The organism is Georgenia sp. TF02-10 (assembly GCF_022759505.1).
Classification (GTDB): domain Bacteria; phylum Actinomycetota; class Actinomycetes; order Actinomycetales; family Actinomycetaceae; genus TF02-10.
The window spans coordinates 875,847-890,066 of record NZ_CP094289.1 but is presented as its reverse complement, the minus strand read 5'-3'; the positions used below and the strand labels follow the sequence as shown (position 1 = coordinate 890,066).

At 70.4% G+C, this 14,220-nt stretch carries 13 protein-coding genes; 4 read left to right on the top strand and 9 right to left on the bottom strand.

The window, feature by feature from the left end; all coding sequences use genetic code 11:
- Positions 1-40 precede the first annotated feature (40 nt).
- The 4 genes from MF406_RS04005 to MF406_RS03990 form a co-directional block, all read right to left on the bottom strand.
- Positions 41-1,741, bottom strand: a complete 1,701-nt coding sequence (locus MF406_RS04005) for an ABC transporter ATP-binding protein (protein WP_242896715.1) — start codon at positions 1,739-1,741, stop codon at positions 41-43.
- Positions 1,738-2,586, bottom strand: a complete 849-nt coding sequence (locus MF406_RS04000; protein WP_242896713.1) for an ABC transporter permease — start codon at positions 2,584-2,586, stop codon at positions 1,738-1,740. The genes MF406_RS04005 and MF406_RS04000 overlap by 4 nt, the downstream gene beginning before the upstream one ends.
- Before the next feature lie 71 nt (positions 2,587-2,657).
- Positions 2,658-3,614: an ABC transporter permease gene (locus MF406_RS03995; RefSeq protein ID WP_256463933.1), complete on the bottom strand. Its 957-nt coding sequence runs from the start codon at positions 3,612-3,614 to the stop codon at positions 2,658-2,660.
- Between the two features lie 46 nt (positions 3,615-3,660).
- Entirely contained in the window at positions 3,661-5,253 is a 1,593-nt protein-coding gene (locus MF406_RS03990) for an ABC transporter substrate-binding protein (RefSeq protein WP_242896711.1), read from the bottom strand.
- 344 nt (positions 5,254-5,597) lie between these two features.
- Between MF406_RS03990 and MF406_RS03985 the strand changes: the two genes are divergently transcribed.
- Entirely contained in the window at positions 5,598-6,701 is a 1,104-nt protein-coding gene (locus MF406_RS03985; protein ID WP_242896710.1) for a LacI family DNA-binding transcriptional regulator, read from the top strand.
- Here the strand turns inward: MF406_RS03985 and MF406_RS03980 are convergent.
- The 5 genes from MF406_RS03980 to MF406_RS03960 are packed head-to-tail and all read right to left on the bottom strand — an operon-like array spanning position 6,689 to position 12,702.
- Positions 6,689-8,323: a hydantoinase B/oxoprolinase family protein gene (locus tag MF406_RS03980; RefSeq protein WP_242896709.1), complete on the bottom strand. Its 1,635-nt coding sequence runs from the start codon at positions 8,321-8,323 to the stop codon at positions 6,689-6,691. The genes MF406_RS03985 and MF406_RS03980 overlap by 13 nt on opposite strands.
- A complete protein-coding gene (locus MF406_RS03975) occupies positions 8,320-10,383 on the bottom strand; it encodes a hydantoinase/oxoprolinase family protein (protein ID WP_242896708.1) in 2,064 nt (687 codons plus the stop codon). The genes MF406_RS03980 and MF406_RS03975 overlap by 4 nt, the downstream gene beginning before the upstream one ends.
- Positions 10,380-11,249, bottom strand: coding sequence for a PfkB family carbohydrate kinase (locus tag MF406_RS03970; RefSeq protein WP_242896707.1), 870 nt, complete (start codon positions 11,247-11,249; stop codon positions 10,380-10,382). The genes MF406_RS03975 and MF406_RS03970 overlap by 4 nt, the downstream gene beginning before the upstream one ends.
- Positions 11,250-11,270: 21 nt before the next feature.
- Positions 11,271-12,296: an SIS domain-containing protein gene (locus tag MF406_RS03965; RefSeq protein ID WP_242896705.1), complete on the bottom strand. Its 1,026-nt coding sequence runs from the start codon at positions 12,294-12,296 to the stop codon at positions 11,271-11,273.
- Positions 12,271-12,702: a hypothetical protein gene (locus MF406_RS03960; protein ID WP_242896704.1), complete on the bottom strand. Its 432-nt coding sequence runs from the start codon at positions 12,700-12,702 to the stop codon at positions 12,271-12,273. The genes MF406_RS03965 and MF406_RS03960 overlap by 26 nt, the downstream gene beginning before the upstream one ends.
- 222 nt (positions 12,703-12,924) lie before the next feature.
- On the opposite strand from MF406_RS03960, the gene MF406_RS03955 reads away from it, so the two are divergent.
- Genes MF406_RS03955 through MF406_RS03945 form a run of 3 tightly spaced genes read left to right on the top strand, consistent with a single transcriptional unit; the run spans position 12,925 to position 14,169 of the window.
- Complete coding sequence (locus MF406_RS03955) at positions 12,925-13,356, top strand: hypothetical protein (protein WP_242896702.1); 432 nt, start codon at positions 12,925-12,927, stop codon at positions 13,354-13,356.
- Positions 13,353-13,691 (top strand): helix-turn-helix transcriptional regulator, encoded by a 339-nt coding sequence (locus MF406_RS03950; protein ID WP_242896701.1) that lies wholly within the window; start codon positions 13,353-13,355, stop codon positions 13,689-13,691. The genes MF406_RS03955 and MF406_RS03950 overlap by 4 nt, the downstream gene beginning before the upstream one ends.
- On the top strand, positions 13,684-14,169 hold the full coding sequence (locus MF406_RS03945; RefSeq protein ID WP_371744590.1) for an SRPBCC domain-containing protein: 486 nt from the start codon (positions 13,684-13,686) through the stop codon (positions 14,167-14,169). The genes MF406_RS03950 and MF406_RS03945 overlap by 8 nt, the downstream gene beginning before the upstream one ends.
- Positions 14,170-14,220: the final 51 nt, after the last annotated feature.

Below are 14,220 nucleotides of genomic sequence, written 5' to 3'. Positions count from 1 at the left end.
AGTCCTCCTCGTCCTCACCTCGACGGCGATCGCCCGCGGCCTAGCGTGCGACCGCTGCGCCCCGCCGTGCGCGCTGTACCGCCGGATCGGGCACCGGGATCGCGCCGAGCAGGGTCCGCGTGTACTCGTTCTCCGGGTCGTGGATGATGGCGTCGGTCGGCCCGTTCTCCACGACCTGCCCGTCCTTCATCACCAGCACCTGATCCGAGATCGTCGAGACGACGTAGAGATCGTGGCTGATGAAGATGCAGGCGAACTCGTGCTCCCGCTGCAGCCGCGCCAGGAGCTCGAGCACGGTCACCTGGACGGTGACGTCCAGCGCCGACGTCGGCTCGTCCGCGATGAGCACGTCCGGCTTGTGGGAGACGGCACGGGCGATCGCGATGCGCTGGCGCTGCCCGCCCGACAGCTCATGCCGCCGGCGGTCGATCCACGTGGGGTCGAGGTCGACGTCCTCGAGCAGCGCCCGCGCGCGACGCCGCAGCTCGCGGGTGTCGCGCACTGTCCCACTGCGCCAGAGCGGTTCCGTCACGATCCGCCAGAGCGGCATGCTGGGGTCGAGCGAGGAGGTCGGGTCCTGGAACACAACGCCGAGGCGCGAGAGCGCACGCCGACGATTCCGGCCGCGCAGCCCGACGAGTTCCACGTCACCGACCGACACGGAGCCGCCCGTGACCGGCGCGAGACCGAGGATCGCGCGCGCGATGGTCGACTTCCCCGAGCCGGACTCCCCGACGATGCCGAGTGTCTCGCCGCGGGCGACCGAGAGGGTGGCGCCGCGGACCGCGGCTCGCCGACTCCCCTCGGCGCGACGACGTCGAAGTCCCGATTGGCGGTACTCGACCACGAGGTCGCCCACCTCCAGCGCCGCCTCGGACGTGCGCCGGGGCACAAGATCTATCGCCACCGCGGACGCCGGCTCGGCTGCGGGTTTCGACGCGGACGACGCGTCCTCGTCACCGTGCAGGGCGCGGGCGGCGGCGAGCAGCGAGTGCGTGTACTCGTGCGTCGGGTTCTTGAAGATCGAGTACACGTCGCCCGACTCCACGACGCGGCCGTCTCGCATCACAACCACCGAGTCGGCGATGTCGGCGACCACGCCCATGTCGTGCGTCACGAAGATCATGCCCATGCCCTCGCGTTGCACGAGCTCGCGGAACATGGCCAGCAGGTTCCGCTGGGTCGTCACGTCGAGTGCCGTCGTGGGCTCGTCCGCGATGAGCAGCGCCGGTTCCCACGCGATCGCGCCCGCGGCCATGATCCGCTGGCGCTGGCCACCCGACAGCTGGTGCGGATACCGCTGCAGCAGGTCGTCGTAGCCGCCGAGCCCGACGAGCTCGAGGAGCTCCTGCGGCTCACGTCGCCGCCTGGTCGTGCCGCTCTCGTGCGCACCGACGGCTTCGGCCAAGAAGTCACCGACCGTGTGCAGCGGGTTCAGCGCGGTCATCGGCTCCTGGTAGACGCACGCGATCTCCGCGCCGCGGTACCGCTGCATCTCAGATTCGGACGCGCCGACGAGCTCGGCGCCCTTGAACCGGATCGAGCCCCGACGCGTCACGCCGGGCGGCAGCAGGTTCGGGACCGCCATGGCCGTCATCGACTTGCCGGCTCCGGACTCGCCGACCAGCGCGACGACCTCTCCGGGGGACACGGTGAACGACGACCCGTGCACGATGGGCTTGCCCGACACCTCGATCTGAAGGTCGGAGACGGTGAGCAGGACCTCGTCGCTGGTGTTCATGCGTTGACTCCCTGTCCGAGCGAGGCGCCGCTGGGGCCCGGCACTGCGCTCGCGCGCGCCGGGCGTCGGCGGCGGGTGACGCCGCGAGGGTCGAGCAGGTCCCGCACCCAGTCGGCGACGTACCCGAGCGAGACGAGCAGGGCGACTAGCACGATGCTGGGGATGAGCAGCTGCCACGGGCTCTGCATGAAGTACTGCTGGCCGGTGGCGATCATGAGCCCGAGCGACGGGCGCGGCGGGGTGATGCCGAGACCCAGGAAGCTGAGCCCCGACTCGAGGCCGACCGCGAACGCGAGCGTGAGGAAGCCCTGGGCGAGCACGAGCGGGCCCACGCCACGGAGCAGCGGACCGCGGATGATCTGCCAGCGGCTGCCGCCGAACAGTTCAGCCGACTCCACGTAGCTCGCCTGGCGCAGCGAGAGCACCTCGCCGTACGTGAGGCGCGCGAAGGTCGGGAAGAACGCGATGGCGACGACCGCCACGACGGTCAGGTCGCTGGCGCCGTACAGCGAGACGATGAGCATCGCGAAGACGAGGTTGGGGAACGCGAGCACGATGTCGACGACGCGCATCAGCAGCAGGTCCGCGAGCCCTCGGAAGTACGCGGCGAGGATACCGATCAGCGTGCCGATGATGGCGGCGAGGAGCGTGCCCGACGCGCAGACGATGATCTCGGTGCGCAGGCCGAACACGAGCCGCACGAACGTGTCGCGGCCCAGGTTGTCGGTGCCGAGCGGATGACCCGGCGTGCCGATGGGAGCGAACGCGTTCTTGACGTCCTGCGTGAGCGGGTCGATGGGGCTGAACCGCGGGTAGACGAAGATGAACAGCATCACGAGCGCCATCACGCACGTCGTGATGAGCAGCCCAGGGCTGGATCGGTTCCAGATCGTTCGGAACGCGTTTCTCATCGGGATCACCCCTCCACTCGGGGGTCGAGGAATCGGTACAGGAGATCGACGAGGAGGTTCGTCAGGATGAACACCACGGCGAAGAGGATGACGATGCCCTGCACCAGCGGGTAGTCGCGGCCGTTGATGGCATTCAGCAGTGTGCTGCCGATGCCAGGCCAGTTGAAGACCTGCTCGATCAGCACCGTCGCGCCGAGGAGTCCGCCGAACTGGAGCCCCGCGACCGTGACGACCGGGTTGACGGCGTTGCGGAACACGTGCCGGCGGAAGACCCGCGTGCGAGCCAGCCCCATGCCACGTGCGGTGCGCACCCAGTCCTCACGCCGCACGGAGAGGATCGAGGTCCGGGCGACGCGCCCGACGATGGCGAGAAAGCCGAATGACAGGGCGACGCTCGGAAGGATCGCGAAGTAGAGGAACTCGCCGAGGCCGTCCTCGGGTGAGCGATAGCCGAGCGAAGGGAACCAGCCGAGGCTGAGCCCGATGATGAGCGACAGGAAGATCGCGATCACGAAACCCGGGGTCGAGACCGCGACCGAGATGAGACCGGACAGCACCCGGTCGAGCACGCTGCCCGGCCAGTTGCCGGACATGAGTCCGAACGCGAGCCCGATGACGCCGCCGATGACGATGGCCACGAGCACCAGGATCACGGTGTTGCCGAGCGGCGACGCGATGATCTCGGTGACGGGCGCCGAGTACTTGATCGAGTTGCCGAGATCCCCGCGGAGCAGGCCGCCGAGGTACGTGACGTACTGCACCAGGATCGGTTGGTCGAGACCGAGCTCCTGTTCGAGGGCAGCGACGGCGGCGGGGTTCACGTCCCCGCCGCCGGCGCCGCCCTGCAGGATGATCGAGGCCGGCCCGCCCGGGACGGCGCGGACGGCCAGGAAGACCAGCGTCACGACGCCCCAGACGGTCACGACGCCCAGTCCGAGTCGAAGCAGTATGTAGCGAATCATTGGTAACCCATTCGAATCAGCGGGCGCCGTGCAGCCGTGGCGCAGTTCAGTCCGTGAGATGCGCTCCGGCCAGGCTGTACATCGACGAGTAGACGGACGGGCCGTTGATCATCTCGAAGCCCTCCAGCGCGTCGGTGTACGCGTAGGCCGCGGTGCCCTGACCCCACGTCACGAACGGAACGTCCTGGAGGTAGATCTCGCCGAGCTCGCGGTAGATCTCCGCTCGCTCGGGTCCGTCGGGGGTCTTCGCGCCTGCATCCAGCAGCCCAGCATAAAGGTCCTGGTTGATGCCGAAGCTGCGCACGAACGTCGGTTCGCCGATGAAGGCCCCGGTGAGGGAGGACGGGTCGTCGATCGACGCGGGCGGGCCGCCGATCATGAGGTTGTACGAGCCCGCGTTGCCCTTCGCGATGAGGTTCGCGTAGTCGCCGGTCTCGATCTCGGCGGTGATGCCGATCTCCTCGAGGTTGGCCTTCACGACCTGGGCGCGCTCGCTGTGTCCGAAGTACTGCGAGTTGGTCAGCAGCGTGACGCTGAAGCCGCCGCCCGGGAAGCCGGCGGCCGCGAGCAGCTCTTCCGACTTGGCGAGATCCCGCGCGAAGTGGTTGGCCTGTTCCTCGTCGAAGTACTCGCTCTCCTGCGAGATGGGCAGGCCGCCGTTCGCCGAGCCGTAGCCGAGCGTGCCTACCTCGTTGAGGGCGTCGAGGTCGAGCGCGTAGGCGATCGCCTGCCGCACCTCGGGGATCGCGATCGGGCCCTCGGTGAGATTGAACTGCAGCGCGCCGTAAAGGCCGTAGGCGGTGTCGAGCGTGACGCCGTTCGCGTTCTCGAGCGTCGCGTAGTCGGCGGCGGGCACGTAGTCGATGAACTGCACCTGGCCGCTGATCAGCGCCTTCACGCGGGTCTGCGCGTCGGCCATGAAGGTCATCTCGATCTCCTCGAGCTCGACCGAGTCGGCGTCGTAGTAGGTTGGATTGGCCTCGAGCGTGTACGAGACGCCCTTCTCGTACTCCGTGACCATGAACGGGCCGGCGCCGAGGGGAACGCCGTCGGCGTCGACCTCTTCCTCGGGGACGATCGAGTTCAGCGGGTTGGCGAGCACCTTCGGCAGCGCGGTTTGCGGCTCACTGAGGGTGAGCACCACGGTCGTGTCGTCGGGCGTGTCGATCGACGCGACGTTCGCGAAGGACGTCTGGTCGGCTGCGCCGTTCTCGGGCACCGCGAGGTACTCGAACGTGCGCTTGACGTCAGCGGAGGTCAGCGGGTCCCCGTTCGAGAACTCGAGGCCCTCGCGAAGCATGAACGAATAGGTGAGGCCGTCCTCGGACACCTCGTACTCGGCGGCGAGCGCGGGCACGACTTCGCCCTCGGGTCCGTACGACAGCAGACCGCGACGCACGAGCGTGGTCACCTGACGGTTGGCGGAGCCCTGGTCGACACCGGTCTTGAAGCCGGGGGGCTCGGCCGAGAAGCCAATCGTGAGCGTCTGGTCGGCGGCGGTGCTGCCGCCGCCGTTGTTCGAGCCGCCGCCGTTGTTCGAGCCGCCGGCGCAGCCGGCGAGACCGACGGCGAGCGCCAAGGCGGCGGCGACGGCGATGCGCCGGCCACCGCGCGAGGGTCTGACGTGGAGCGTGTTCATGCGGTGTGGATCCGTCTCTAGAGGGCCCAGGGGGCGTGGGAACAGAAACAACGTGCTCGGCCGCGATGCCGAGGGCCGGACCGGGACACGGTGAGCCGTTCGGGTACTCACTCGTCCACTCGCCGGGTTCTGCCGTGAACCTCCTCCTGTCGTTCGTCGGGCGGGAGAGACACTGCCTGGAGCGCACCGAAAATGGGAACGTTCCCGGTCGCGTCGTCCCACTCTGACGCACGTTGGGAACGATGTCAATATCATGAGGGAAGATCTACCGAGCGGTGATCCCCGGCCATCGCGGCAGACACCACGTCCGCTACGGTGCCATCGATCGAAGAGGAGAGCGACGCATGGCGCACGGGGCAGTGACGATCATCGACGTCGCGTTGGCAGCAGGGGTCTCGAAGTCCGCGGCGGCCCGCGTGCTCGCACAGACCGGTTCGGCGAGCGAGAAGACCCGGAAGAAGGTGCTCGACGCCGCGGACCGCCTCGGCTACCGCCCGAACCAGCTCGCCAGAGCCATGAAGTCGGGGGCCACCAACACGATCGGGATCGTCGTGCCGGATGTCGCGATCCCGTTCTTCTCCGCCGTGCTGCGCGGTCTCGCCGATACCGCCCGGGCGGCCGGGTTCGAGGTGCTCGTCAGCAACACCGACAACGACGCCGACATCGAGGCGCGGTCGCTCGAGCTGCTGGCCGAGCAGCGCGTGGACGGGATCGTCATCGCGCCCGTGTTCCAGCCCGAACCGGCCGCGATCATGCGCCTGCACGGCGAGGGACTGCCGATCGTCCTGCTCGACCGCCAGATGCCGGGGTTGGAGGGGATCCCACTCGTCTCGGTCGACCACGTCGACGCGACGCAGCAGGCCATCCGTGCCCTCATCGACGAGGGGCACCGCCGGATCGCGCTCGTCACCGAGGCGTCGGCGGCGCACCTCGCGCTCGACAGCCTCGTCGACCGCGCGACCGCCGAGCTCGATCACGCGCTGGTGCGCCCGTCGGCGCAACGTCTCGTCGGGTACGGCCGCGCCCTGCGCGAGGCGGGGATCGACATCGACGACGAGCTCATCATCCGATCCGGCTACTCCACGGCCGACGCGCAGCAGGCGGTGCGGGCGTTCCTCGAGCGCGGGATCGACGCCACGGCCATGCACGCCACCGACGCGGTACTGAGCTCGGGCGCCTACCGAGGCATCCGCGCCGCCGACCTGGAGGTTCCCGGCGACCTATCCTTCATCGGCTTCGACGACCAGGACTGGACGACCATGGTGCAGCCGGCGGTGACGGTCATCGAACAGCCGAGACAGCGTCTCGGTGCGACCGCCACCACCACGCTCGTCGGGATCATCCGAGGCGGGACGGCGGAACTCCCGCGCCAGATGCTCGCCGCCGAGCTCCTGGTGCGTGGTTCGGTCGCCGCCCCGCCTGTCGGAGCGTCCGCTCAGTCGCGGTAGCTGCGAGCCGTCTCCTGCGAGACCCGCCCATCGCGGACGTCCGCCTCGAGCGCGGCATCCGGTCGCGCCGCGGGATCGCCGTAGCCGCCGGCGCCGGCCGTCTCGATCGACGCCCACTGCCCCGGCTGCAGCACGGTGTATCCGTGGTCGATCGGCCTGGCGTCCTCGCTGAGCACGCAGCGGGCCGAGGCCCCCGGGCCGCCGCCGAAGACCCCCCACGGCTGCGACTTCTGCCGGCTGGTGTCGAGCCAGAAGTGCACGTCCTCCGCCTCGACGCGGATCCGCCGCCGAATCCCCATGCCGCCGCGGTGCTCGCCGATGCCGCCCGAGTCCTCGATGAACTCGTACGCCTCGACCATGAGCGGATACTCGGTCTCCAGGCTCTCGACCGGGAGGTTGGACGTGTTCGTCATGTGCACCTGGACGCCGTCGAGGCCCTCCTTGTTGTACCGGGCGCCGCTGCCGCCGCCGATGGTCTCGAGGTACACGAAGTCGCGCCCTCGCAGCCGGTCGTGCCCCGAGAAGTGCACGCCCGTGTTGGCGCCGTTCGACGCGCCGGTGACGCGCTCGGGGACGGCGGGTGCGAGGGCACCCTGGATGAGGTCGACGATGCGCTGGCACGTCTCGCTGCGCCCGTTGACCGCGGCCGGGGCGGAGCAGTTGATGATCGACCCCTCCGGCGCCTCGATGGTCACCGGGCGGTAGAGGCCCGCGTTCGGCGCGATGTCCGAGTCGATGAGCGTCTTGATCGTGTAGTAGACCGCGGCGTAGAGCCCGGTCCAGACGACGTTCACGCTCGCCCGGACCTGCGGCGGGTTGCCGGCGAAGTCGAACAGCATCTCGTCGCCCCGCACGACGATGCGCACCTTCAGCGTGAGCTCATCGTCCAGCTCGGGGCAGTCGAAGCGGTCCTCGAACGTGTACTCGCCGTCGGGGAACTCGGCGATCGCCGCGCGCGTGCGCCGCTCCGTGTAGTCCAGCAGCTCCGACCCGATCCCGCGCACGACGTCGGACCCGTGCCGCGCGCACAGCTCCTCGTACCGCACGATGGCGACCCGCAGGGCGGCCTCCTGGGCCCGGAGGTCCGCGATGCGCTCGTCGGGCACCTGGCAGTTCAGGAGGATGAGCTGCAGCAGTTCCTCCTGTCGCACGCCCTCGCGGACGAGGTGCACCGGCGGGATGCGGATGGCCTCCTGGAAGATGTGCGCGTGGCCGCGGTCGCCGAAGTCGGCGTGGTGGGCCAGCGCGGCCGCCCATGCCGTGAGCTCGCCGTCGATGAAGATCGGCGTGGCCAGCACGATGTCGGGCAGGTGCGAGCCGCCACCCGTGTACGGGTCGTTGCCGATGAACACGTCACCGGGGCGGATCTGCTCGAGCGGATAGCGTTCGCGCAACGACGAGACGATGCCCATGAGCGAGCCGAGGTGCAGCGGCGAGCCGCCCTCGTCCTGCGCGATGGCCTGGCCCTGCGCGTCGAACAGGCTCGCCGTGCAGTCGCGCCGCTCCTTGATGTTCGGCGAGTACGCGGCCTTCACCAGCGTCTCGCTCATCTCTTCGACGATGGTCGACAGGGCGGAGCCGACGACCTCCACCAGCACCGGGTCCAACTCGACGGCGGTCATTCCTGGTCTCCGATCTCGACGATGAGGTTGCGATAGGCGTCGACGCGACAGATGTCGGACGGCAGCAGCACGGTGGTCGTGTCCATCTGCTCGACGATGGCCGGTCCGGTGATGACGTCGCCGGGCGTGAGCCGCGCGCGGTCGTAGACCGGGGTGTCGACGTAGCCGACGACGGGGTCGAAGCACGTGCTGCGCAGCTCGACGAGCGCCCGCTCGGGGTCCGAGGGTGTGACCTCGTCGCGACGGACCTCGACGTGGGCCGCGGATCCCGCCGCCTCGAGGCGGAACGTGACGACCTCGACCGCGGCATCCTCCGAGCGGTAGCCGTAGACGCGCTCGTGCGCCTCGTGGAAGAGCTCGATGACCGGGTCGATGCCGTCAGCGGCGAGCCTTTGCCCGTCGGGAAGCTCGACCGAGAGCTCGAAGTTCTGGCCGCGGTAACGCAGATCCATCCGCCGGCGCAGGGTCCGGCCGACGTCGTCGACCTGCTCCTCGACGAACCACTCCGCCGCCGATGCCGCGAGCTCGTCGAACACGGCGTCCACCGACGCGGCGCCCGCGGCGTCGACGGCCATGATCTGCGTCCGCATGAAGTCGGTCTTCACATCGGTCATCAGCAGGCCGAGCGCGGACTGCGCACCCGGGATCTCCGGGACGACCATGGTCCGCATGCCGAGCTCGCGCGCCAGGCGCGAGGCGTGCAGGGGACCAGCGCCACCGAAGGGCACGAGTGCGTACCCGCGCGGGTCGTAGCCGCGCTGGACGCTCACCACCCGGATGGCCCGGGCCATGTTGGCCGTGACGACCCGGAGGATGCCGAGCGCCGTCTCCTCGACGCCCAGGCCGAGCGGCGTGGCCAGCCGCTCGACCGCGGCGACGGACGCCGCGCGGTCGATCTTCATCTGCCCGTTCAGCAGGTATTCCGGGTTCAGCATGCGCAGCACGACGTTTGCGTCGGTGACCGCCGCATCCACGCCGTTGCCGTAGCACGCCGGTCCGGGGAAGGCGCCGGCACTCTGCGGCCCCACGCGGAGGTGGTTGCCGCTGTCGATCCAGGCGAGCGAGCCGCCCCCGGCGCCGACGGTGTGGATGTCGAGCATCGGCGAGCGGACGGGCCGTCCGTCGAGCTCCATCCCGGCAGTGACCTTGGGACGGCCCTCCTGCACCAGGGAGATGTCCGAGGACGTCCCGCCCATGTCGAAGGTGATGATGTCGTCGAAGCCCGCCGCCGAGCAGATCTGCGCTGCGCCGACGACGCCGGTGCTCGGCCCGGACAGCACGAGCCGCACCGGGAGGGCCTCGGCGGTGGAGAACGGGATGACGCCGCCGTTGCTCTGCGTGACATGCGGCACCGCGGTGAGCCCGCGGTCGGCGAGGACCCCGCGCAGGCGAGCGAGGTAGTTCGCCACCACGGGGCCGACGTACGAGTTCGTGACGACGGTCGACAGCCGCTCGTACTCGCGGAATTCGGGCAGCACGTCGCACGACAGCGAGACGTACGCCTCGGGGAACTCCTCGCGGATGATCTCCCCGATGCGCCGTTCGTGGTCCGCGTTGAGGTAGCTGTAAAGCAGGCAGACGGCGATCGACTCCACGCCCTCGGCCCGGAGCTGCCGCACGGCGCGGCGCACGTCGTCCTCATCGAGCGGGGTCTCGACGGCGCCGGTGTGCCGGACGCGCTCGGTGACCTCCATCCGGAGGTGCCGCGGCACCTGCGGCTGGGGCTTGTCGGCCTGCGGGTCGTACATGCTGGGCCGGCGGCCTCGGCCGAGCTCGAGCAGGTCCCGGAACCCCCGCGTCGTGATCAGGCCGGTGCGTGCACCCCGCCCGGTGAGCAACGCGTTCGTGCCGACCGTCGTGCCGTGCGCGAAGTAGCTGACCTCGTCGATCCTGCGGTCGCCGATCTGGTCGAGGATCTCGGTGACCCCCTGGACGATCGCCCGACCCGGGTCGTTCGGCGTGCTGGACACCTTCCGCACGTGCACACGGGCCGTCCGCTCGTCGAAGGCGCAGACATCTGTGAAGGTCCCGCCGGTGTCCACGCCGATGCGCAGGCTCATGCCGTCACCGTCTTCTGCTCGTCATTGGTCTCATCGTCCACTCCATGTTCCCGGCGCACGGCGTCCGCATCGAACGCGATGCCGTGCTCGAAGGCGCCGTTGACCTGGCAGACCTGCGCGGCCTGCGCGCTCGCGGCGATGAGCGTCGAACGGATGTCGCGTCCGGTGCCGATCCCCACGAGGACGCCGGCGATGAACGCATCGCCGGCACCGAGCGTGTCCTTGGCGCTCACCCGGTCGGCGTCCTGATGGCGGATGCCGGTCGCCGACCCGAGCAGGGCGCCCCGGGATCCGAGGGTCACGAGCGCGTACTCGGCGCCGGCGTCGAGGACCCGGCGCACGAGCTCGCGCGCGTCGGACTCGGCGAGATGGCCACCGGAGAAGCTCGCGAGGTGCAGGTGGGCGAGGTACGGCTCGGCCTCCGCGACGTCGAAGCGGCTGCCGAAATCGAACGACACGCGGGCCCGCTGGGCGATGTCGGGGACGCGCGCCAGCAGCGTCCCCGCGTACCCCGAGTGCACGACGTCGTACGCCGCCATGGCCTCGAGCTGGAGATCGTCGAGCTCGAAGAGCGCGGTCGTGCGATCCGAACGCAGGAACACCCGGTCGTTGCCGCGCAACTCGACGTCGGCGGTGGCGTTCGGACCGTGCACGACCCGCGTGAGCGACGTGTCGACGTGCTCGGCCCGCAGCGCACGCAGGATCTGCCGGCCCGCGGCGTCGTCACCCAGCACGCCGAGGTAGCCGGCGCGCGCACCCAGGCGCGCGGCGAAGACGGCGACGTTCAGCGCGTTGCCGCCGGGATACAGCATCGACTGATGCAGATACCGGTCGGCGACGTTGTCGCCGGCACCCAGGACTCTCATCGCCAGGATTCCGCTCGCCGCTCAGTACGCGATCTTGTACATGTACCGGCGCTGCGACGTGTCGTGGCCACGACGCGCGGCGACGTGGTCGAGCACGCGGCGCTCGGCGCTCATGAGCGCGAGCACGCTGAGGTCGGGGCGCGACGCGGCCGGGATGCCCGGGAGCGAGAACGCGGCGGTGTCGACCGCGGCGGAGTTGCGCGTCTGCTGGGCGGCGAAGCGGACGACGCGCTCGCCGAGCGACCGGCTGGCGTCCTCGGCCACGAGCGTGACGACGGTGGTGTTTTCGAGCACCATCTCGAGCGGCCCGTGGAAGAAGTCGCCGGCGTTGATGGCCGCCGAGTTCATCCAGCTCATCTCCTGGAAGTAGCACCAGGCCATCATCTTGGCCATGCCGTATGCGGGCCCGCCACCGACGATGTAGCTGAGCGGGGCGTCCGGCGCCGCGAGCAGGTCGGCGACCCGCTCGCCCGCCTCGGCGACCTCATCCTTGACGGCACGCAGCGCACCGGGCAGTGCGGGGATGCCGGCGCGAAGCTCAGCGGCCTTCTCGGGCGCACCGAACGCGTCGAGGAGGGCGGCCGCGATCTGCTCGTTGTGCACGAGCTTGGGCTCGGTGATCGAGATCGTGTCCGGGTAGTCGAAGTGCAGGTCCCCGATGCGCGAGAGCCCGTTCTCACCCTGTCGCGAGATGCCCGCTACCAGCGCGCCGCGCTCCTTCGCGAACTCCGCGGCGGCGACCGTCTCGGGGGTGTTGCCCGAGTGGGACGCGGCGACCACGAGCGCCTTGTCGTCGAGGCCGATCGGCGCGCGCGAGGTCAGCTCAGCGCTCGTGATCCGCTGCGAGACGATCCCGGGGGCGTACCGGTCGAGCAGGTCGAACGCCGGATAGGTGCCGAAGTGCGAGCCGCCGCAGCCGACGAGGTAGACGCGCTCGACGCCGCGCTCGACCGCGCGCTCGACGAGCGCACGAGCCTTCCCGTCCTGGTCGATGGCGTGCTGGACGCATGCTTCGAAGTCATCAGGAACCGGGATCAACTCGCTCATCGCTGTCGCTTTCTCTACGTCGCTTCGTCCGCGGGAACAAAAAGTGGAACGTTCCCACTTCGACCACTCTTGCGTACATTGGGAACGGTGTCAACAGGGCTTGGCCCCGTGGCTCAGGGATTGGCGACCGGTGTCCACGCGCCGGGGTCGACGCGCCGGACCGGGGCTTCGTCGCGAACCGCTCGATGCGGAACGGGGCCAGCACCGGCGCGGGACCGCCGGTGCTGATCTCTTCCGCCAGGAGCTCGCCCAGGATGAGCCCGACTGTCGCGCCCGAATGAGTGAACAGCACGAAGAGACCCGGGATCTCGGTGACGGCACCGACGACGGGCTCGCCGTCACCGGGGATGGGCTTCGAGCCCACGCCGATCCGTGCGACGGTCAGCGCCGGCCGGCCGGCGAGCACCTCGGACCCCTCGGCGAGCAGCTACTCGCTCGTCTCCGGCGGCACGGAGAGCGCACCGTCCGCGTCCACGACGATGGACCGCTCCGCCCATCCCGCATCGATCGACACCCCGCCATCGGGCATCGGGCACACGGCGACACGGGGCGCGTTCAAGACCGTCCGCACGGGAACGGGCAGCGGGCGCGTGATGACGAGGCACGCCGGCACCGTGGCATCCGGCGCGTGGACGCCGAGGTCGGCGAGCTGCGCCGGGGCCGCGGCACCTGTCACCAGCACGACGCGATCCGCGTCGAGCCGACGGCCGTCGGCCAGGCGCACCCCGCGCACGCCGGCGTCGTCGACGGCGAGGTCGACCGGGGCGACGCCCGTCAGGACCTCGGCTCCGCCCGCCACCGCTCTCAGTCCCCGCGACGTGTGACGCGCCTGCCCGACGTGCGCGCGGCGGCCGTGCCCGATGAGGGCGCGATCTTCAACCCGGGTGAGGGGTGTATCGACCTGCGCACCTCGTCGCGGCGCTCGCCGCGGGCAGCGTCGACAACAGGCCCGGCCCGCTCTGGCAGCACGCATCGACGTACGTACAAGTGTCGGTTTGTGCTATTGTGGTCGGCACGAACCCAGGGCAGCGATGACCGAGAGGACGGTGATGACCAGTGAGGGCCGCCGGACCCGCTCCCGACCTCGACCTGGCGCTCCGCGCGCTCGCCGACCCGAACCGCCGGGCGATCCTGTCCGTGATCCGGGCAGAGCCGCGTCCGGTGGGCGCGATCGCCGAGCGCGTCGGCCTCTCCCAGCAGACGACGTCACACCACCTCGGCGTGCTCCGCGACGCCGGGCTGGCGACGGGCACCCGGGACGGCACCCGCCACCTGTTCGCCGTCAGGACCGACGGCCTGGCGGCGGTGCGCTCGTACCTCGACGACTTCTGGCCCACCCGGCTCTCGGCCCTCAAGGCGGCCGTCGAGTCCCGCGAGCAGGATGACCGTGGCTGAGTACACGGCCTCGATCGAGATCGACGCCCCGCCGGCGACGGTGTTCGACTACCTGACCACCGAGGCGGGCATGACGGCCTGGATGGGCCAGCACGCCGAGCTCGACCCGCAGCCCGGCGGGCTCTTCGCGGTCGACATCGCCGGGCACCCGATCCGCGGGTGGTACCTGCACGTCGAGCGGCCCGCCCGCGTGGTCGTGTCGTGGGGCATCGCCGGGAGCGCCGAGCTGCCGGCCGGAGCCTCCACCGTCGAGTTCCGGCTCACCGCCGTCGACGGCGGCACCCGGGTCGACCTGACCCACTCCGGCCTGCCGGACACCGAGCTGGCCGGCCACGCCGACGGTTGGGAGCACTTCCTGCCGCGGCTGCGGACCGCCACCGCGGGCGGAGATCCCGGTCCCGACCGCTGGCGACCCCTCGACGACGGCGACCGCCCGCGGTCACCGACAAGCCCGGGAGCGGAGGCCCGAGAGCAATGACCCGGGAGCACAGGTCCCGGACCAGTGACCCGGGCGCACATGTCCGGCAGC

What these genes read in the sequence shown, in the direction of transcription:
- MF406_RS04005 (WP_242896715.1), bottom strand. Translation starts at nt 1,741, where the DNA reads ATGAACACCAGCGACGAGGTCCTGCTCACCGTCTCCGACCTTCAGATC.
- MF406_RS04000 (WP_242896713.1), bottom strand. Translation starts at nt 2,586, where the DNA reads ATGGCGCTCGTGATGCTGTTCATCTTCGTCTACCCGCGGTTCAGCCCC.
- MF406_RS03995 (WP_256463933.1), bottom strand. Translation starts at nt 3,614, where the DNA reads ATGATTCGCTACATACTGCTTCGACTCGGACTGGGCGTCGTGACCGTC.
- MF406_RS03990 (WP_242896711.1), bottom strand. Translation starts at nt 5,253, where the DNA reads ATGAACACGCTCCACGTCAGACCCTCGCGCGGTGGCCGGCGCATCGCC.
- MF406_RS03985 (WP_242896710.1), top strand. Translation starts at nt 5,598, where the DNA reads ATGGCGCACGGGGCAGTGACGATCATCGACGTCGCGTTGGCAGCAGGG.
- MF406_RS03980 (WP_242896709.1), bottom strand. Translation starts at nt 8,323, where the DNA reads ATGACCGCCGTCGAGTTGGACCCGGTGCTGGTGGAGGTCGTCGGCTCC.
- MF406_RS03975 (WP_242896708.1), bottom strand. Translation starts at nt 10,383, where the DNA reads ATGAGCCTGCGCATCGGCGTGGACACCGGCGGGACCTTCACAGATGTC.
- MF406_RS03970 (WP_242896707.1), bottom strand. Translation starts at nt 11,249, where the DNA reads ATGAGAGTCCTGGGTGCCGGCGACAACGTCGCCGACCGGTATCTGCAT.
- MF406_RS03965 (WP_242896705.1), bottom strand. Translation starts at nt 12,296, where the DNA reads ATGAGCGAGTTGATCCCGGTTCCTGATGACTTCGAAGCATGCGTCCAG.